Genomic DNA, 19,270 nt, shown 5'->3' on the forward strand with positions numbered 1-19,270 from the left:
GATCCCTGCTTGATGTCCCGACCTGCCTCGTCGAAACCTGCCGACCCTGCCATGGCCGCGCATGTCCTTGCCTGCGTCGACGAGGCGCGGGGCATCTACGAACTGCTGTTCCCGACGCAGCGGCTGCAGTTCGTGCTGTCCCTGGGGTCCGATCCGCTCTGGGCGCGGCCCGAGGTGATCGAGGGCGCCTATGTCCCGCGCCCCCAGGACCTGGGGGCCGATTACCTGGGCACCGTCATCCGTCCGGGCAGCCGCCCCGACGCGCCCGAGGTGACCGTGCGGCTGGCCATCCCCCGGCCGCCTCTGCCGTCGGAGCTGAAGCAGTCCGACGCCCCCTGGCGGCCAATCCGGCGTCTTGGAGCGCTGTTCGGCGCCAGCCCGCTGGCCTATGAGGGCCTGCGCCATCAGGCCGAGATGCTGCGCAAGCGCCGCGAGGAGCGCCGCCAGACCAAGGTGGCGCTGCCCCTGGGCGACGGCTCGGACCTGATCGACCGGCCCGCGGCCCCCGCGACCCAGCATCGTCCCGCCATCCTGATCGGGATGCATTGGCTGGAGATGGGCGGGGCCGAGAAGCTGGGCTTCGACACGGTCACCTGGGCCCTGGCGGCGGGGCTGCGGGTCTTCGTCGTCGCCTCGGTGCCCGCGATCCAGCGGCTGGCGGACCGGCTGCCCGATCACCCCGACGTGGCCTTCATCCGTCTGGACCGCTACCTGCCCCACAAGCTGTGGCCGCGCTATGTCGCGCAGCTGGCGCTGACCGAGAATATCCGGGCGGTGCATATCCATCATTGCACGCCGCTGTACGAAAGCCTGCCGATGCTGCGGATGCACCTGCCCTGGCTGCAGGCGATCGACAGCACGCATATCGTCGAATACGCCAATGGCGGCTATCCGCGGATCTCGGGTGTGTGGTCCAATTTCCTTGACCTGCAGCATGTGATCAGCCGCGATCTGGTCGATTACCTGCAGGGCGGATTTCACACGCCCCCGGGCCAGGTGGTGCTGGGCCGGATGCGCGACCGGGACGCGGGCGTCGCCAGCCTGCCGCCGCTGCGGTTCCAGCCCGGCCAGACGACCCTGCATGTCAGCTTCGTCGGACGGCTCTATTACCAGAAGCGTCCGGTGGTGGTGGTCGAGATCCTGCGCGCGCTGGCGGGTTGGGCGCAGAAGAACGGCGTCGCCTTCACCGCCACGATGGTGGGCGACGGACCCTTCGACGGCACCATCACACGCCTGTTGCGTCGCTACGGGCTGACCGACACGGTCGCGCAGATGCCCGGACAGGCCGACATTCCCGCGCTTCTGGGCCGGTCTGACATCCTGCTGCTGCCCTCCAACAACGAGGGGCTGGCGCTGGTCTGCTACGAGGCCGTGGCGCAGGGCTGCATCCCCATCTCGACCCGCGTCGGATCGCAGGGCGAGTTGCTGCCCGAGGACCTGCTGGTGCCGCTGGCCCCCCGGGCTTCCGTGAAGGCGACCGTCGCCGCCGTGGATCGCATGTGGCGCGACGCCGATGTCCTTGCCCGCCACAAGGCCGGCCTGCAGGAGGCCTGGACGCGCCTCTCCGCCGATCCGACCGCGGAGGAGATCCTGATGCCGGTCTATCGCCGGATCGCCCAAGGGGATGCGGCATGAGCGTGCTCAACCGCACGGCGGCGGTGATCGTCACCTTCAACCGCTCGGCCAAGCTGATGAAGGTGCTGGACGCGCTGCAGGCGCAGACCCTGCGGCCCGACATCATCCTGGTCGTGGACAATGCCTCGACCGATGACACGGCGGCCCTGGTCGCGGCGCGGGGGACCGAGGATCCCTCGATCCGCCATTTGCGCCTGCCGAAGAACTTGGGCGGGGCCGGGGGCTTTCACGCCGGGATGAAGGCCGCCTATCAGATGGGCGCGCAGTATTTCTGGATCTCGGATGATGATGCCTATCCCGAACCGGGTGCCATCGCGGCGCTGCATGACGCGCTGACCGGGTTCCAGACGCAGCATGGCTGGCGGCCCAGCTTCGCCTGCTCGCGTGTGGACTGGATCGACGGCACCCTGTGCGAGATGAACTGTCCGCGCCCGGTCTGGGACTGGGCCCGCTTCGTGCGGGCGGACGCGCCCTGGGTGCTGGTGGACAGCTGTTCCTTCGTGTCGGTGATGATCCCGCGATGGGCCATCACCGAGCATGGCCTGCCCATCGCCGAGTATTTCATCTGGTTCGACGATGCCGAATACACCCGCCGCATCGCGCGCAGCTATCCCGGGCTGTTCGTCCCCGAAAGCGTGGTCATCCATGACACGCCCGACAATCGCGGCGTGAACTTCGGCCTGATCGACGCGAAGAGCCTGTGGAAATTCCGCTATGGCGCCCGCAACGAGGCCTCGTGGCGCCGCCGCCAGGGCGGGCTGCTGAGCGTGCTGGCCTATGCCTATGGCGTGCGCGGACAGATGAAGCGCGCGGGGATCCCCGGCAGGTTCCGACGGGACATTTACCTCGCGCTGATAAAGGGTTATGGGTTCCGACCTGAAATCGAGCGGGTGACGTCAGAATGATCAGGAAATTCGGCGCGCGGAGGCTTCTGGGACAAGGTGCCCGGGGCATCCGCAGCCTTCGGGCGACATGGTCTGACAGGGGTGGCAATGACCTTGCGTCACGGCTGGCTTTGGAGTTCGGGGCTTCGGTGCCAGTCATGGCAGCCTTCATCGACCGCTTTGCCCCGGACAGGGTGGCCCGAGGCCGGTTCCGGGACAGTGCGGACACCGTCCTCTTCGTGCATATTCCCAAGACGGCCGGCGTCTCGGTCGGCAAGGCTCTTCAGAAGGCGTTCGACCGGTTTCACGGGGTGGAATGGAACAACGTCCCGACCGCGTTTCGCAAGGCGACGCGGCAGGCGGTCTATGATCAGTCCAAGGGCAATGTCCGGCAGGTCATCATGGGTCATTTCGGCTGGCCCGAACTGCAGGTCTGGCGGCAGCACGATCTGCAGGTGAAGGCGGCGACCATCCTGCGCGATCCCGTCGACCGGGTGATCTCGAACTTCAACTACAACAGTTCGGACGCCCATCCGGCCCGGGAGGATTTCGTCAAGCGCTTCCCGACGATCGAAAGCTTCGTGAGGTCGACCGGGTACGACGTGCAACTGACACAGGCCATCGGCTTCGTGGCCTCGTTCGACGACGTTCTGGCCAAACTGACCGCCCATTACAGCTTCCTGGGCGTGACCGAGCGGTTGGGTCCGTCCCTGGCGCTTCTGTCCCGGACCCACGGGCTTCCGCCCATCACTGAATATCGCGCCAATGTCGGGACCAAGCCCGCCGATGATCTTGATCCGGCGGTGAGAACCCTGATCCTGGATCGCAATCACAACGACGTAAAGATCCACGCCCTCCTGCTGCGGCTTTACGATCTTGCGAAGGGGAACTGAAATGGACCCACGGGCTGCATCTGCCGCAAGCACCAAGCCTTTGCGCATCTTCTTTCATGCGCCCGGAATTGCCGCGCACCGGCCCGTGGCGTTGCTGCCCCGCCTCACGGGGGCGCAATCGACCACCAGCGACGTGATCTCGGGTTTGCACCCGAACCACCTGCTGACCGGCAATCGCGGCAACATCATCCATGCCGAGGCTCCGGCCAAGATCTTCGTCAAGTCCCCGAACGGGTCCGCTTACGGCAATCTGGCGGAGATCCAGACCACGATCGGCCAGGATTACGCGGCCCGCATGGAGGAATGCTTCGACCTGATCATCATCTCGATGGCCAATTTTATCCGGCCCGATCACGACGGAAGCCGGCTGCTGGGCAGCCTGAAGGCGCTGGAGGATCGCGTGCCGGTCGTCGTGCTGGGCTGCGGCCTGCAGGGCAATCACAAGTTGTCGGACATGATGCCGAGCAATGCCGGACTGATCGACTGGTTCAACCAGAATGCGGTCGTCTTCGGGGTGCGGGGCGCGAAGACCGCCACCTGGCTCGAGGATAACGGTTTCCAGAACGCCGATGTGCTGGGGTGTCCCAGCCTGTATGCCTATCCCCACAGCGTCATGGCGCAGGACGGCACGGCCGCCCGCGCCAAGGGGGCCGAGGTCGAGGTGATGACGGCAGGCTACGTTAAGATCAACAAGGGGGTGTTTGCGCAGCGCGGGATCGACCTGGCCCGCGCCTTTGCCAAGACCCGCGCCTCCTATGTCTTTCAGGACGAGCCCTGGACGTTTGCGGGCCTGTCCGACACGCCCGGCATCTACAACGAAGGCAACAACGAATTCCGCGCCGACCTTCTTGATCCTTGGTTGACCCGACAGGCGGGAAGCCCGGTCCATTTCCAGCGTTACTACTATTTCCACGAGGCCGGAGCCTGGCGGCAGGCGGCGCTCCGCCACGATGTCTATATCGGCGACCGTTTCCACGGGGGCGTGGCGGCGCTGCAAGCCGGGGTTCCGGCGATCTTCCTCTCGCATGACAACCGGGTGGCCGAACTGACCGAGCATTTCGGCCTGCCGCATCTGACGACCCGGGCCTTTGCCCGCAAGGGTCTGGCGGCGGTGCTGGACGAATATCTGGCGCCCGAGGCGATCCACCGGATGAAGACTCTGTATGCCCAACGCAGCCGCGAATTCTTTGCCGTGATGGCGCGGGCGGGCCTGTCGCCGGCCATCAGCGCGGTGCCTGTTCCCGACCCTCTGCCATCCGCGCCTCCGGCGCCCGCGCTGTCGCCGCTGCGCCGCCTGGCGCGCCGCTTGGTCAGGTAGCGCGCTTGCCGGGCTTACAACGGCTCCTGCACGAAAGCCGCCATTCGGTCGCCCGCCCGGGCGGCGGCGGCAAAATGGTCGGCCGTCTCCAGCGCCTCGCGGATGGTGACGTCCATGTCCAGATAGCGATAGGTGCCCAAGCGGCCGACGAAGGTCACGCCGGGCGTGCTGCGTGCCAGATCGACATATTGCGCCAAGAGCGCCTTCTCCTCGACCAGTCGGATCGGGTAATAGGGCGTGTCGCCGGGTTCGGCCTGCCGGGCGAACTCGCGATAGCAGACGCTGCCCTCGTGGGTCTCCCAGGGGCTGAAATGCTTGTGCTCGGTGATGCGGGTCTGGGGCACCTCGCGGTCGCCATAGTTCATCACCGCGCAGCCCTGATAGTCGCCTTGATGGGTGAAGCGCTCGAAATCCAGCGTGCGATAGCCAAGCCGGCCAAGGCGATAGTCGAAATACCCGTCCAGTGGCCCCGACCAGAAGACGTGATCGACCGCCTCGGCCATCTCGGGGGCATAGTCGGTGCCCAGATCGACGGTGATGCGGGGATGATCCAGGATCGCCGCGATCATCGGGGTGTAGCCGTCCCGGGGCATCCCCTGGAAGCGGTGGAAGAAATAGTTGTCGTCATAGGTGAAGCGCACCGGCAGGCGCTTGAGGATCGAGGCGGGCAGTTCGGTCGGCGAGCAGCCCCATTGCTTTTCGGTATAGCCCCGGAAGAACGCCTCGTAGAGTTCGGGGCCCACGAAGCGCAGGGCCTGCTCCTCGAAGGTCCGGGGCTCGGTGATGCTGGTATCGGCGCGGGACTCGATGAAGGCGCGGGCCTCGTCGGGGCGGAGCGTGGTGCCGAAGAACTGGTTGATCGTCAGCAGGTTGATGGGCAGGGAATAGACGCGACCCTGCGCGGTGGTCTTGACGCGGTTCTGGAAGGGCATGAACTGCGCAAAACGGTTCACGTAATCCCAGACACCCTCATCGTCGGTATGGAAGATGTGCGGCCCATAGACATGCATCATCACGCCCGTCTCGGCGTCGCGCTCGGTATGGCAGTTCCCGGCGATATGGGGCCGCGCGTCGATGATGCGGCAGTCATGCCCGGCCTCGGCCAGCTCGCGCCCGATCACCGCGCCGGACAATCCCGCGCCCACCAGAAGAATCTTCATCGTCCCGTCCTTACCTGCGGCGTCACGCCAGCCTGCCTGCGGCGGTGATATACGTCCGGGCTGCCAAGTCCAACCGCGCGCGCGACGCTCGGGCCGAATGTCGCGCGCCCCCGGGGGGGTGCACGCAGGGGCTCAGTCGGTGAAGCCGAAGGCGATGTAATCGCGCAGATAGGCCTGCCGGGCCGCCTGCAGCAGCGAGGCCTCGCGCAGGAACTCGGGCATCGGGGCGATCTTGAGATGCGCGAGGCCCGGATCGTCCAGCCCTGCATTCTCGGCCAGCAGGGGCAGGTCGCGGACCAGCCGGTCCTCGCGGATCAGCATGTCGGGCGAGGCCACGCGGGCAAAGCCTGCGATCACCTCGGACTGGCTGGCCCATCCGGCATGGGTGGGCAGGGTGGTCTGGCCGTTCAGGTTGCGCCGCAGGAAGCACAGGAACTGGGCGAACAGCTCCAGCTGATCCGCGTGCGACATCCCGGGCAGGTCGGCATCGGCGGGCAGGGCCACGCGATGAACGCCGCGCATCAGCTGACGCAGCTCCGCCGAGCCATTGTTCAGCAGCTGCTGGAAGGCCGTCCAGGCGCGGTGCAGCGGATGGCGCAGAACCGTGAAGCTGCGATGGCCGGGATGCTGGCGCTTCCACTGGCGCAGGCTGGTCTGGGTCAGATCGCCGGTGACCGGCCCCAACCCCGTCATCCAGTCGCGGATGGCGGGCCCGGGGCCGCAGCGCACCGGCATGTAGATCAGGCCGTGCCCCGCCGCACAGGCCGAGAAGCTGGGCACCGAGGGGCCCCGGCGCGGTTCGAAATTGGGAACGCGGCGCATCATGAACGGATCGATCTGCTGCAGGTCGGCCTGCATCTGGTCGAAGTTGCGGACCTTCTCGGCCAGCTCGCGCGGGTTCTGGGGCACCTGGTCGCTGGCGGGGTCCACGCGGGCGATATCGGTGCGGCCCAGCCAGTGGACCAGCCCGGTCATCACCTCGGCATCGCGCAGATCCTCGTAGCCCAGCCAGAAGCCGGTCTGGCCGGTCACCTGCAGCCGGTGCATCACGCGCAGCTGGAAGCGCTCCACCGCCCCGACCATGTCGCGAAACTCGGGTCCGTCATAGGCGATGGCGGCGGGGATCGGGGTCTCGGTCTCGTTCAGCTTCCACTGGTTGGTCTCCCAGGCCAGCTTGGTCGAGACATAGCTGTCCAGCGGGTTGCGGGTCAGGATGATCTTGGCACATTCGGCATCGTTGAGAATCGCGTCGAAGACGCGGGGATCGTGGTCGTGGAAATAGCGGAAGCCCGGCAGGTGGCCGGGGCGGTCGAACAGCTTGGTCAGCAGGCGCAGCGGATCCGCCTCGCGCTCGTCGCGGGTGATGCCTGCCAGTTCGTCCTTGTCGGGCCAGCCCATCATGTAGGGGTTGAAGGCCTCGCCGAAGCAGGTCACGCCCTTCAGCGCGTTCAGCGTCGCCTCCAGCAGGTTGGACCCGGTGCGCATCTCGGCGAAGATGACGAAGCGACGGAACGGAGAGGTCATTCGGCAGCAGTCCTTTCGGTCATGGGCGGCTCGGGCAGCGGCAGGGCATCGCCCGACAGGCGCGGGCGCAGACCCGAATTGCGCAACCGGCGCAGCAGGTCCGACAGGCCGTGCAGGTCGCGCATCTGCGGGACATCGGCCGGTGCGCCGGGGCGCAGCGGCAGATGCTGCAACGACTGGTACAGCATCGCCTGCGGGCGCGCCAGAAAATCGGTCAGCTCGTGGACATGGACCCGCGCCTTGACCCAGACCGAGTTCAGCACGTCCAGATGCGTCAGTTCGGCCCGCTGCAGCAGGGCGGTGACGCGGCGGATGTCGTCGAAGGGCATGCCCGATTCCAGCAAGGGCAGCATCCAGGCGCCGGCGACGACATGGATATGGGCGTTGGGATCGGTGGCGATGAACCAGTTCAGCGCCTGATTGTCGCGCGGGCTGGTCTGGAAGACCTGCATCCGGGGCGAGATCCGGATCAGTGCGGTCAGGAACCCGTGCGGATCGCGATCGCGGATCACCGTCGAGGACGAGATGGCGCCGGGCCCGATCTCGGGGCGGCCGGCGAACTCGACCATCTCGGGGCCCAGCAGGTGGCCGTGGACATCGGCATCGACATTCTCGGCAAGCCAGGTCTCGAATTCGGGGAAGATGTCGGAAAAGCCCTGGAAGATCGCATAGGGGGCCGAGGTCTTGCCGTTCTCGGAATCCTTGCGGGGAAAGCGGCTCTGCATGTAGAGGCCCGGCCGGCCCAGCAGGCGGCGGCGCACGGTGCGGTTGATCAGCCGCTCGATCCGCTGCGGCTGAGGGGGGCTGATATCGGGCTGGGGGCCGGGGGGCACGGGGAAATGCGTCATCAGGCGGCGGGCCTGAGGCCAGACCTTGCGCGCCACGAAGCAGCGCGATTCCTCCAGCATCAGGGTATGGTCGTCATAGAGCTGATAGGGCCGGCCATCATGGTCGAACTTGGCCAGCGTCAGGGAATGGCTTTCGATGCGGACCGCATGGCGCCGTGCCAGGGTCTGGAAATAGCTTTCGTCCGGGATCCAGGCGAGGCGGAAGAAGCGGTCGAACTCGTCCCGGCGCGGATCGTCCAGGATCGCCCGCAGCGTGGCCGCGGTCAGGCACCACCATTGCGAGCCCAGATGCGGGGTCAGCCCCTTGGGCAGGCGCCGGCGGACGCGCAGCTTGCGCTGCCAGGTGGTCAGCCAGTCGAACATCCGCCGATGCTGGCGCCAGTCCAGCGGGAAATACAGGGTGAAGCGTTCCTCGTTCAGCCCGCCGACGGTCCAGCCGACATCCAGCGCGCTGACGCTTTCGATATGGTCGCAATGGGGATCGCGCGCCAGATAGGCCGCCAGATCGCGCACCGGGCGCAGCGGCAGGCAGGAGCCCGAGGCCAGATAGACATGGGTCACCGCCGGGAAGGCGTCCAGCAGCGCCTGCGCCGCGTCCTGCGTGGCGCGGACCAGGTTGAACCGGCCCCAGTCGCAGCGATGGCGGCGCGAATAGACGATGCCGGGCAGGTCGGCCAGCTGGTCCTTCATCCGCGCGACCGAGCGGGCCGAGGCCTTGGCATCGACATGGATGGCCACGCGGGCGCCGCCCTCGACCCAGATGCGGGCCATCTGGGCGGCCACGTCCAGCCGCGCGTGGCACAGCAGGACGACCCCGATCTGGACATCTCGTCTCACGCCCAGTTCCCCCGAGAGATCAGCCCCAGATCCTCGATCTGGCGCCAGTCGTCATATTCGCGCGACTCGCTGCACCACAGGGTCGTGCCCCGCCGCAGGCCCGCATGATAGGCGCGATATTCCTTGCTGTTGGCATAATGCTGGCGGCGATCCAGCTCTTCGGCGGATTTCTCGGTAAAATTCGACAGGAACTTGGCATGGAGCAGGCAGCCCGAGGCCTGTTCGCCGCCATTCTCGTCATAGACATGGTTCAGAGATCGCGGCAGCAGCATGTGGGTCGAACTAACATAGGCATAGCGCCAGTGCCACTTGACCAGAGGCGTCTTGTTCAGCGCCGGTCCCGACAGCGGATCGGCGGTGAAATAGCGCCGGGTCCGGGGGCCGCCCTGGATCCACAGATTGCCGTAATAGGCGTTCTTGGTGATCGTGTAATTGGCCGGATCGAACCAGCGGGCGATCCGGAAGGGGTCGGTGCCCTCTTCATAGATCTCGTCCTCGATATTGCCGCGCGGATACATGTCCAGCAGCATCGCCGGAAAGCTGCGCCGCCCCGATGCGTCCAGCCAGTCGGTCAGGGCGGGCAGGGGGCGGGTGTCGCAATGCGGATAGATCAGGAATTCGTCGGGATCGACGGTCAGGCACCAGTGGCCCGAGCCGTATTTCATCAGCAGCCGGTTGATCCAGTCCATGCCGAAGCGCGACCGCTTGTAGCTGGCATTGGTCCACCACAGCGACACGTCGGGCTGTTCGGACAGCCAGTTGCCGCTGCCATCGTCGCTGTCATTGTTCACGAACAGGAAGTGATTCACCCCCAGGTCGCGATAATATTCCAGGAAATAGGGCAGCCGCAGCCGCTCGTTGCGCATGGTGATAAAGGCCAGGATGTCGCCCTTGCGGATCTTGCCGGTGCGGTCGACCGTCGATTTCAGCGCCCGGCGCCGGTTGAACGCCCGCGCCACGAGGTACTGACGCTCGGTCCGGCGACGCAACCGATTGGGCAGGGGAAGATCGCTCAGACGCATGATATCGACCGTACGGAGGCTACAAGGGAAAGGCGCGGCGTCATGCCCTAGCAATGTGCAGGAGGCCCGGGTTTTGGCAAGGGCTTTTGCAAGAACTGGTTATTCCGACCATGTGCCCGTGCCCATCAGATTCAGGGCCACCATCTGCTGCCAGCCGCCGTAGCGCAGCGAGTCCGGCCCCCGCAGGACCGGCCCCGCCGCGACCGCCCGGTGATAGCCGTCATAGGCGGCGGGATCGTTGAAATGCTGGCGCCGCAGCAGTTCCTCGTGCGATTTGGCGAGGATGTCGGGCAGGAACTTGCCATGCAGCAGCACGCCCGACAGGCGCGCATCGCCCGGCCCGTCATAGAGATCGTTCAGCTGCGGCGGCAGCATCGAATGGGTCGAGTTGACATAGACGTGACGCCAGGACCAGCGCATCAGCGGCAGCTTGTTCACGGTCGGGGCGCGGTCCGGATCACCGGAAAAGAACACCCGATCGCGCACGCCGCCCTGCAGCCAGAGGTTGCGTTTCGGCAACACCCGCCGTTTTCTCCATGGACCGGCATCGAACCAGGGCAACCGTTCGGTCAGCGCCGCCCCCTCGGGCGCGTCCGCCGTGCCGAGCGGTCCCGAGGGGTAGAGATCCAGCATCACTGCCCCCATCCCGCGCTGCCCGATGCGGTCCAGATGGGCCACCAGGTCGGGCAGGGGGCGGGTGTCGTGATGGGGATAGACCAGCAGTTCGTCGGCATCGACGGTCAGGCACCAGTGCCCGTGGCCATGCCGCATCAGCAGCGCGCCCGCCCAGTCCAGTCCGAAGCGCGCCTCGCGATAGCTGGCCGTGCAGCGCCACAGCGAGACATCGGGCTGATCCGCCAGATAGCGGTCCGAACCGTCGTCGCTGCCATTGTCGACGATCAGGAACTGCGCGACGCCAAGGCGGCGGTAATGGTCCAGAAAGCCCTGCAGATGGGCGATCTCGTTGCGCAGGGTGGCGACTGCCAGCACATCGCCGGGGCGGATCGCGGCGGTGCGGTCGGCCACCACCGTCAGCGCGCGGCGGGCGCGGATCGCCCGCCAGATCAGCTCACGGCGTTTCCAGCGCAGGCGATAGGCCTGCCACGCGCCGCCCAGAGTCACGTCCGGTAATCGCCCGTCTGGTGCCAGCGCCAGGCATCCGCGATCATCTGCTTCATGGTGGAGCGGTCCGGGGTCCAGCCCAGATCCGTCTTGGCGCGCCTGCTGCCGCAGACCAGCTTGACCGCATCGCCGCCGCGCCGGGGCCCGTCGACCATCGGTACCTGCCGGTTGGTGACATGGCGCGTGGCATCCACGACCTCGCGGACCGAAAACCCGTCGCCGGTGCCCAGGCAGAAGACCCGGCTGCCCTTGCCCGCCTGCAGCCATTCCAGCCCCTTCACATGGGCATCGACCAGATCCATCACATGGACATAGTCGCGGATGCAGGTGCCGTCCTCGGTCGGATAGTCGGTGCCGTGGATGGTCAGCGCCGAACGCTTGCCGTCCACCGCGTCCAGGATCAGCGGGATCAGATGCGTCTCGGGACGGTGGAACTCGCCCACCTCGCCGTCAGGATCGGCGCCCGCCACGTTGAAATAGCGGAAGATGACGTGGCGCAGCCCGTGGGCGGCCTCGAAATCGATCAGGATATCCTCGATCGCGCGCTTGGAGGCGCCATAGGCGTTCAGCGGCGCCTGCGGGGTGTCCTCGTCCAGAACCTCGCCGTCGCGGTCGCCATAGGTGGCGCAGGTCGAGCTGAAGACGAAGTCCAGACAACCCGCCGCCACCGCCGCCTCGATCAGGTTCAGCGAACCCGCGACGTTGTTGCGCCAGTATTTCCCCGGCTCGGCCATCGCCTCGCCCACCTGGCTCAGCGCCGCGAAATGCAGCACCGCCACCGGGGCGTGTTCGGCGAAGGCCGCGTCCAGCGCCGCGCGGTCCATCAGATCCGCCTCGACGACCGGGCCGAACTTGACCGCGTCGCGCCAGCCGGTCGAGAAATTGTCCAGCGTGACGGGGGTGAACCCCGCCTGCGCCAATGCCTTGCAGGCGTGCGAGCCGATATAGCCCGCACCGCCCGTCACCAATACCTTGCCCGACATGGTTTATTCGGCCGCCCGACGCATCGCCATGACCTGATGCAGGTAGTCGGCGAACTCGTCCTTCAACTCGTCCCGCTCCAGACCGAAGGCGACGGTGGCCTGCAGGAAGCCCGCCTTGGATCCGCAATCGAAGCGCTGGCCGCGGAAGCGCAGGCCGAAGACGTCGCGCCCCGCCTGGATTTCCTCGGCGATGGCATCGGTCAGCTGGATCTCTCCGCCGGCGCCCTGCTTCAGCTTGTTGAGGTTCTTCATGACCGTCGGCGCCAGGATATAGCGCCCGATCACGGCCAGGTTCGACGGCTGCGTGCCGGCCTTCGGCTTTTCGACCATGCCCTTGGCGCGGACGATGGCGCCCATGTCCTCGGCCACGTCCAGCACGCCATAGGACGAGGCCTTGTCCGCCGCGACCTCCATCGTGGCGACCATGCTGCCGCCGGTCTCGCCATAGGCCTCGATCATCTGCTGCAGGCAGGGCGGCTCGCCTTGGATGACGTCATCGGTCAGCACGACGGCGAAGGGCTCGTCATCCGACAGCAGGCGGCGCGCGCACCAGACCGCATGGCCCAGGCCAAGGGCCTTGTGCTGGCGGATATAGGCGATGGCGCCCGATTCCATATTGGTGGCCCGCAGGATTTCCAGCAATTCTTCCTTGCCGGCCTTCTTGAGGCTTGATTCAAGCTCGTGGGCATGGTCGAAATAATCCTCGAGCGATCCCTTGCCGCGCGAGGTAACGAAGATGAATTCCTTGATGCCGGCGGCGCGGGCCTCGTCGATGGCATATTGGATCAACGGTTTGTCGACCAGGGACAGCATTTCTTTCGGAATGCTCTTGGTGGTGGGAAGAAAACGTGTCCCCAAGCCAGCAACTGGAAAAATGGCTTTTGTGACCTTGCGACCCATGTCGGATACCTCTGATGGTTCAGCGGGGATTTTTCCGCCAGCAATGGTACCGATACTCGCGCATCGGCAATGATTTCAGCGCCAGATTATGCCTTAGGCTGTATGACGCCAAGAGTTTCTGATCATTTATACAAATATTTCATGATGGGACAGATGTGGTGACCTTTTCGGATCAATCCATTCCCATTTCCGCCATCATGCTTTCCAGCCGGGCGACATCCTCGGGATTGTTCAATTCCCAGAACTGCCGCCCGCGGGCCTCGACCTCGACGCAGAGCACATGGCGACCGCGCTCCAGAAAGCGCAATTGCTCCAACCCCTCCAGCCGCTCCAGCACGCCCTCGGGCCAAGTCGCGTATTCGGCCAGCGCCCCGGGGCGATAGGCATAGACGCCGACATGGTGAAAGACCGGGCTGGGCGCATCGTCCGCGACCGGGCCGGGCACGAAGGGCACCACCTCCTTGGAGAAATAGAGCGCCCGCCCGTCATGGCCGAAGACCGCCGTCGTGCCGCCGACCCGCCCCGCATGCCGATCGGCAATCAGATCGGCACGCATCCGCCCCGTGCAGCGCAGGACCGGCGTGGCCACCTGCGCATCGGGCGCGGCGCGCAGACCGGCGACCAGATCCGCGACGAACCAGGCGGGGGTCAGCGGCGCATCGCCCTGCAGGTTGACGACGATCTCGGGCGGGGTAGTCAGGGCGGCCACGGCCTCGGCGCAACGCTCGGTGCCGTTGCGGCAGTCGGGGCTGGTCATGGCGACCTCGGCGCCGAAGCCTGCCGCATGATCGCCGATGCGGGCGTCATCGGTGGCGACGATCACCCGGTCGATGCCCGGCACCGACATGGCCGCGTCCCAGCTGCGCCGAATCAGGCTGCGGGCCTGCCCGCCTGTGCCGCGCAGCTCGACCAGCGGCTTGCCGGGATAGCGGGTCGAGGCATGGCGGGCGGGGATCACGATGACGACCGACACGGGCTCAGCCTTTCTTCAGCAGGACGCCGGGCGCATAGGCGATGAAGAACGGGTTCTCGAAGCCGGGCTTGCCATAGGTCAGCGGGCTGTGGTCGTCAAAGCGCACGACCTCTCCGCCGGCGCCGCGCAGGACCGCATCGCCTGCCGCCGTGTCCCATTCCATCGTGCGGCCCAAGCGGGGATACAGATCCGCCTCGCCGGTCGCCACCAGGCAGAATTTCAGCGAGCTGCCGGCGCTGGTCATGTCGCGCACGCCGTAGCGGTCGATATAGGCGTCCGTCGCCGCGTCGCGATGCGATTTCGAGGCCACCACCATCAGCCCGCGATTGTCGGGCGTGGCATTGACGCCGATGGGCGCCGTCTCGCCGGGCTCGTCGCCGAAGGGGCCCTGCTCCTCGACCGAGCGGCCGTCGGCGGTGGTGTAGAACAGCCGGTTCTTGGCAGGGGCATAGACGACGCCGCGTAGTGGGATGCCATCCTCGACATAGGCGATGTTCACGGTGAAATCGCCCCGCCGCTGCACGAATTCCTTGGTGCCGTCCAGCGGGTCCACGATCAGGAAGGTGCGCAGGGTCTGGGTGTGGGTGTCGGCCTGCTCCTCGGTCACCAGCGGGATATCGGGAAATGCCGCGCGCAGCCCGGCCGAGATCAGCGCATCGGCGGCCTCGTCGGCGGCGGTGACCGGCGAATCATCGGATTTCAGGCGGGTTTCGAAATCCTCGGCGTCATAGATCTGCATGATCCTGTCGCCCGCCTGCAGGGCCAGGCGCCGCATTTCGGGGATCATTCGGTCAAATTGCATCGGTTTTCCTTTCCCGGCCGGCGGGCTGCGGCCTGCTGGCGGATTGTGCGAAGGTTCGACACCCCTTATGATAGGACGACAAGGCTTGGGCAAGCGCCGGGCGACCACCTGCCCCGATCCCGGGCAGCAATCTGTCACCTGAAGCGGAGCGTCGGGAATTTGTTCAAGCAGCGCCATAACCGGAACCTGTTTCAGGCCGCCTTCACCACCTTTGCTCTGATCTATCATCAGACCGTCTACAATCTGCGGACCGAACATCGGAACGCAGTCGTCGGACTGATCATCACTGTCGTGCAAAGCCTGCTGATGGTCATTGTCTTCCTTGCCGTCTTTCAGTTGATAGGCATGAGATCCTCTCCGATCCGGGGGGATTTCATGCTGTACATCATGTCGGGCATCTTCCTGTTCATCACCCATGTCCAAGCAGTAGGCGCCGTGGCCGGCAGCAGTTCGGTCTCGACCGGCATCCTCAAGCACGAGCCGTTGAATGCGGCAATCCTGATTTCCGGGGCAGCGCTAGCGGTTCTCTACCGGCAATGCATCGCCTGCCTTGCCATTCTCGCCGTCTACTATCTTGCCTTTCAGCCCTTCACCATTTTTGACCCCCTTGGGGCAGGATTGCTGTTTTTGCTGGTTTGGTTCCTCGGGTGCTGCATCGGGTTGGTTTTTCTTGGAATCCGCCCTTGGTCGCCCCAGGTCAGCGGGGTTTTGACGGCCCTGTACCAGCGGGTGAACATGATTTTTTCGGGAAAGATGTTCGTTGCCAATGCAATGCCCAGTTTCATTCTGCCCTGGTTCTCATGGAACCCATTGTTCCATCTGATCGACCAGGAACGCGGCTATCTGTTCATCAACTATTCGCCGCACCGCACCTCGCTGCTCTATCCGATGTATTACGCCATCGCGCTTCTGATGATCGGTCTTCTGATCAACTTCACCACCCGGAAATACGAATCCCTCAGCTGGAGCGCCGCGCAATAGCGGCGGTGCGCGATCAGGGGCTTTTCAGGGCGCAGATCGGCTGATTTTGCACATCGGCAGTGCTTGCGGGGCCGAATTGCATCCCTATATACACCCCCGAAGCGGTCCGAAGCCCTCGGACCGGTTTCCACCCAGGGATCGGGCTGCGGGGGCCGCAACGGACCCGACGCCTCAAATATCGCCGCAAGAAAGGTTATACTCACATGTCCAAAGTCATCGGCATCGACCTCGGCACCACCAACAGCTGCGTCGCGATCATGGACGGCAGCCAGCCGAAGGTCATCGAGAACAGCGAAGGCGCACGCACCACCCCGTCCATCGTGGGCTTCAAGGATGGCGAGCGTCTGGTCGGCCAGCCCGCCAAGCGTCAGGCCGTGACCAACCCGACCAATACCGTCTTTGCCGTCAAGCGCCTGATCGGGCGCCGCATGGGCGATGATGCCGTCGAGAAGGACCGCAAGATGGTCCCCTTCACCATAGCGGATGGCGGCAACGGCGATGCCTGGGTCGAGGTCCAGGGCGAGAAATATTCCCCCGCGCAGGTCAGCGCGATGATCCTTCAGAAGATGAAGGAGACCGCCGAATCCTATCTGGGCGAGACCGTGACCCAGGCCGTGATCACCGTTCCGGCCTATTTCAACGACGCTCAGCGCCAGGCCACCAAGGATGCGGGCAAGATCGCCGGCCTCGAGGTCCTGCGCATCATCAACGAGCCGACCGCGGCCGCGCTGGCCTATGGTCTGGACAAGAAGGAAACCAAAACGATTGCGGTCTATGACCTCGGCGGCGGGACCTTCGACATCACCATTCTGGAAATCGACGACGGGTTGTTCGAGGTGAAGTCCACGAATGGCGACACCTTCCTGGGTGGCGAAGATTTCGACATGCGGATCGTGAACTATCTGGCCGACGAGTTCAAAAAGGAACACGGCGTCGATCTGTCCAAGGACAAGATGGCCCTGCAGCGCCTGAAAGAGGCCGCCGAAAAGGCCAAGATCGAGCTGTCCTCCTCGAGCCAGACCGAGATCAACCAGCCCTTCATCAGCATGGACAAGAACAGCGGCACGCCGCTGCACCTGGTCGTCAAGCTGACCCGCTCCAAGCTGGAAAGCCTGGTGGCCGACCTGATCAAGCGCACCATGAAGCCCGTCCAGGAAGCGCTGAAGGATGCCGGCTGCTCCAAGGGCGACATCGACGAAGTCGTTCTGGTCGGCGGCATGACCCGCATGCCCAAGGTCGTGGCCGAGGTGACCGAGTTCTTCGGCAAGGAACCCCACAAGGGCGTGAACCCCGACGAGGTCGTGGCACTTGGTGCCGCGATCCAGGCCGGCGTGCTGCAGGGTGACGTCAAGGACGTGGTGCTGCTGGACGTGACGCCCCTGTCCTTGGGGATCGAGACCTTGGGCGGCGTCTTCACCCGCCTGATCGACCGCAACACCACCATCCCGACCAAAAAGAGCCAGATCTTCTCGACCGCCGAGGACAATCAGGGCGCGGTGACCATCCGCGTCTTCCAGGGCGAACGCGAGATGGCGGCCGACAACAAGATGCTGGGCCAGTTCAACCTCGAGGACATCCCGCCGGCGCCGCGTGGTCTGCCGCAGATCGAGGTGACCTTCGACATCGATGCCAACGGCATCGTGTCCGTCAGCGCCAAGGACAAGGGCACCGGCAAGGAGCAGAACATCACCATCCAGGCCTCGGGCGGTCTGACCGACGAGGATATCGACCGGATGGTGAAGGATGCCGAGGCGAACGCCGAGTCCGACAAGGGCCGTCGCGAACTGGTCGAGGCCCGGAACCAGGCCGAAAGCCTGATCCACTCGACCAAGAAGTCCTTGGCCGATCATGGCGACAAGGTCGACAGCTCTACCGTCGAGGTGATCGAACTGGCCGTCGGCGCGCTGGAGGAGGCGGTGAAGTCCGAGGATTCGGGCAAGATCCGCTCTGGCATCCAGAACGTCATGGACGCCTCGATGCGTCTGGGCGAGGCGATCTACAAGGCGCAGGCCTCGGGTGAAGAGACCGGCCGTGACGAGGGCGACGCCCCGCGCGATGTCGACGACGACATCGTGGACGCCGATTTCGAGGATCTGGGCGACGACAAGAAGCGCGGCTGATCGGGGCCGCTTTCCGGAAAGGGGCCGGTCCGTCACGGGCCGGCCTGTTTCGTGGGACAGCTGAACAGGACGACACATGAGCAAGCGGTGCTATTACGAAGTGCTCGGGGTCACGCGCGGCGCCGGAGCGGACGAGATCAAGAAGGCCTATCGGGTCAAGGCCAAGGAGCTTCACCCCGATCGCAACCAGGATGACGCGACCGCCGAGTCGCGCTTCAAGGAAGTGAACGAGGCCTATGACTGCCTCAAGGACGACCAGAAGAAATCGGCCTATGACCGCTTCGGCCACGCGGCCTTCGAGGGCGGCATGGGCGGCGGCGGCGGTGCGCGCGGGGGCCATCCCGGCGATTTCGGCGCGGCCTTCGCGGATGTCTTCGAGGATCTGTTCGGCGACATGATGGGCCGCCGCGGCGCGGCCGGGGGTGGCGGACGGGCCCGCGCGCAGCGCGGGCAGGACCTGCGCTACAACCTGCAGGTCTCGCTGGAAGAGGCCTATGCGGGCGTGCAGAAGCCGATCACCGTGCGCGGCTCGGTCGCCTGCGACTCCTGCAGCGGCACCGGCGCCGAGGGCGCGACCCAGCAGCCCGCCGCCTGTCCGACCTGCGCCGGCATGGGCAAGGTGCGCGCGCAGCAGGGCTTCTTCACCGTCGAGCGGACCTGTCCGACCTGCGGCGGCGCCGGCCAGATCGTCAAGAACCCCTGCAAGGTCTGCCATGGTGCAGGCCGCACCGAGCATGACCGCGCGCTGTCCGTGAACATCCCCGCCGGGGTCGAGACCGGCACCCGCATCCGTCTGGCCGGCGAGGGCGAGGCGGGCCTGCGCGGCGGCCCGACCGGCGATCTCTACATCTTCGTCGAGGTCCGCGAGCACGCCATCTTCCTGCGCGACGGCAAGATGCTGGCCTGTCAGGTGCCGGTCAGCATGGCCACCGCGGCCCTTGGCGGCGAGGTCGAGGTGCCGACGATCGATGGCGGGCGGGCGCGGGTCAAGGTGCCGGTCGGCAGCCAGACCGGCCGGCAGATGCGCCTGCGCAACAAGGGCATGCCGCCCCTGCGCCACGGCCCCGGCGCGGGCGGCGATTTTGGCGACATGCTGATCGAGCTGACGGTTGAGACGCCGGTCAACCTCACCCCCCGCCAGCGCGAGCTGCTGCGCGAATTCGAAGCGGTCAAGGCCGACAACAGCCCGCAATCGGACAGCTTCTTCGACAAGGTGAAAAACTTCTGGGACGGGATGACCCGCTAGGCGGTTAAGACTTTCTTCAGGG

General features: G+C 65.7%; 16 protein-coding genes. 7 read left to right on the forward strand and 9 right to left on the reverse strand.

Going from position 1 to position 19,270, the window contains the following annotated elements; all coding sequences use genetic code 11:
- The first annotated feature begins 12 nt into the window (after positions 1 to 12).
- The 4 genes from FA743_RS03180 to FA743_RS03195 all read left to right on the forward strand — a co-directional run bounded on the left by FA743_RS03180 (position 13) and on the right by FA743_RS03195 (position 4,730).
- The gene (locus FA743_RS03180) at positions 13 to 1,635 is read left to right on the forward strand and encodes a glycosyltransferase (RefSeq protein WP_136884445.1); all 1,623 of its coding nucleotides are present in this window, start codon (positions 13 to 15) and stop codon (positions 1,633 to 1,635) included.
- A complete protein-coding gene (locus FA743_RS03185) occupies positions 1,632 to 2,540 on the forward strand; it encodes a glycosyltransferase family 2 protein (RefSeq protein ID WP_136884446.1) in 909 nt (302 codons plus the stop codon). The genes FA743_RS03180 and FA743_RS03185 overlap by 4 nt, the downstream gene beginning before the upstream one ends.
- A 137-nt stretch (positions 2,541 to 2,677) precedes the next feature.
- The gene (locus FA743_RS03190) at positions 2,678 to 3,412 is read left to right on the forward strand and encodes a sulfotransferase family 2 domain-containing protein (protein ID WP_169308751.1); all 735 of its coding nucleotides are present in this window, start codon (positions 2,678 to 2,680) and stop codon (positions 3,410 to 3,412) included.
- Between the two features lie 91 nt (positions 3,413 to 3,503).
- Positions 3,504 to 4,730 (forward strand): polysaccharide pyruvyl transferase family protein, encoded by a 1,227-nt coding sequence (locus tag FA743_RS03195; protein ID WP_169308752.1) that lies wholly within the window; start codon positions 3,504 to 3,506, stop codon positions 4,728 to 4,730.
- 14 nt (positions 4,731 to 4,744) lie between these two features.
- Here the strand turns inward: FA743_RS03195 and glf are convergent, their stop codons facing one another.
- The 9 genes from glf to cysQ form a co-directional block, all read right to left on the reverse strand.
- A complete protein-coding gene (glf, locus tag FA743_RS03200; RefSeq protein ID WP_136884449.1) occupies positions 4,745 to 5,890 on the reverse strand; it encodes a UDP-galactopyranose mutase in 1,146 nt (381 codons plus the stop codon).
- A gap of 132 nt (positions 5,891 to 6,022) precedes the next feature.
- A complete protein-coding gene (locus FA743_RS03205) occupies positions 6,023 to 7,414 on the reverse strand; it encodes a hypothetical protein (RefSeq protein WP_136884450.1) in 1,392 nt (463 codons plus the stop codon).
- A complete protein-coding gene (locus tag FA743_RS03210) occupies positions 7,411 to 9,099 on the reverse strand; it encodes a DUF5927 domain-containing protein (RefSeq protein ID WP_246054815.1) in 1,689 nt (562 codons plus the stop codon). Before FA743_RS03210 ends, FA743_RS03205 begins: the two co-directional genes overlap by 4 nt.
- On the reverse strand, positions 9,096 to 10,121 hold the full coding sequence (locus FA743_RS03215; protein ID WP_136884451.1) for a glycosyltransferase family 2 protein: 1,026 nt from the start codon (positions 10,119 to 10,121) through the stop codon (positions 9,096 to 9,098). The genes FA743_RS03210 and FA743_RS03215 overlap by 4 nt, the downstream gene beginning before the upstream one ends.
- 99 nt (positions 10,122 to 10,220) lie before the next feature.
- Positions 10,221 to 11,243, reverse strand: coding sequence for a glycosyltransferase family 2 protein (locus tag FA743_RS03220; RefSeq protein ID WP_136884452.1), 1,023 nt, complete (start codon positions 11,241 to 11,243; stop codon positions 10,221 to 10,223).
- Positions 11,240 to 12,226, reverse strand: a complete 987-nt coding sequence (gene galE / locus FA743_RS03225) for a UDP-glucose 4-epimerase GalE (protein WP_136884453.1) — start codon at positions 12,224 to 12,226, stop codon at positions 11,240 to 11,242. The genes FA743_RS03220 and galE overlap by 4 nt, the downstream gene beginning before the upstream one ends.
- A 3-nt stretch (positions 12,227 to 12,229) precedes the next feature.
- The gene (locus FA743_RS03230; RefSeq protein WP_136884454.1) at positions 12,230 to 13,126 is read right to left on the reverse strand and encodes a UTP--glucose-1-phosphate uridylyltransferase; all 897 of its coding nucleotides are present in this window, start codon (positions 13,124 to 13,126) and stop codon (positions 12,230 to 12,232) included.
- Positions 13,127 to 13,298: 172 nt separating this feature from the next.
- On the reverse strand, positions 13,299 to 14,099 hold the full coding sequence (locus FA743_RS03235) for a 3-deoxy-manno-octulosonate cytidylyltransferase (protein WP_136884455.1): 801 nt from the start codon (positions 14,097 to 14,099) through the stop codon (positions 13,299 to 13,301).
- Between the two features lie 4 nt (positions 14,100 to 14,103).
- A complete protein-coding gene (gene cysQ / locus FA743_RS03240; RefSeq protein ID WP_136884456.1) occupies positions 14,104 to 14,901 on the reverse strand; it encodes a 3'(2'),5'-bisphosphate nucleotidase CysQ in 798 nt (265 codons plus the stop codon).
- A 159-nt stretch (positions 14,902 to 15,060) separates the two neighbouring features.
- Between cysQ and FA743_RS03245 the strand changes: the two genes are divergently transcribed.
- The 3 genes from FA743_RS03245 to dnaJ all read left to right on the forward strand — a co-directional run bounded on the left by FA743_RS03245 (position 15,061) and on the right by dnaJ (position 19,248).
- The gene (locus tag FA743_RS03245; protein ID WP_136884457.1) at positions 15,061 to 15,882 is read left to right on the forward strand and encodes an ABC transporter permease; all 822 of its coding nucleotides are present in this window, start codon (positions 15,061 to 15,063) and stop codon (positions 15,880 to 15,882) included.
- A gap of 203 nt (positions 15,883 to 16,085) precedes the next feature.
- Positions 16,086 to 18,002 carry a molecular chaperone DnaK gene (gene dnaK, locus FA743_RS03250; protein WP_136884458.1) on the forward strand — a complete coding sequence of 639 codons (1,917 nt, stop codon included), beginning with the start codon at positions 16,086 to 16,088 and terminating at the stop codon, positions 18,000 to 18,002.
- 76 nt (positions 18,003 to 18,078) lie between these two features.
- Positions 18,079 to 19,248, forward strand: coding sequence for a molecular chaperone DnaJ (dnaJ, locus tag FA743_RS03255; protein ID WP_136884459.1), 1,170 nt, complete (start codon positions 18,079 to 18,081; stop codon positions 19,246 to 19,248).
- Positions 19,249 to 19,270 lie beyond the last annotated feature (22 nt).

Origin of the sequence: Paracoccus gahaiensis, assembly GCF_005048225.1 — a bacterium.
Lineage (GTDB): Bacteria > Pseudomonadota > Alphaproteobacteria > Rhodobacterales > Rhodobacteraceae > Paracoccus > Paracoccus gahaiensis.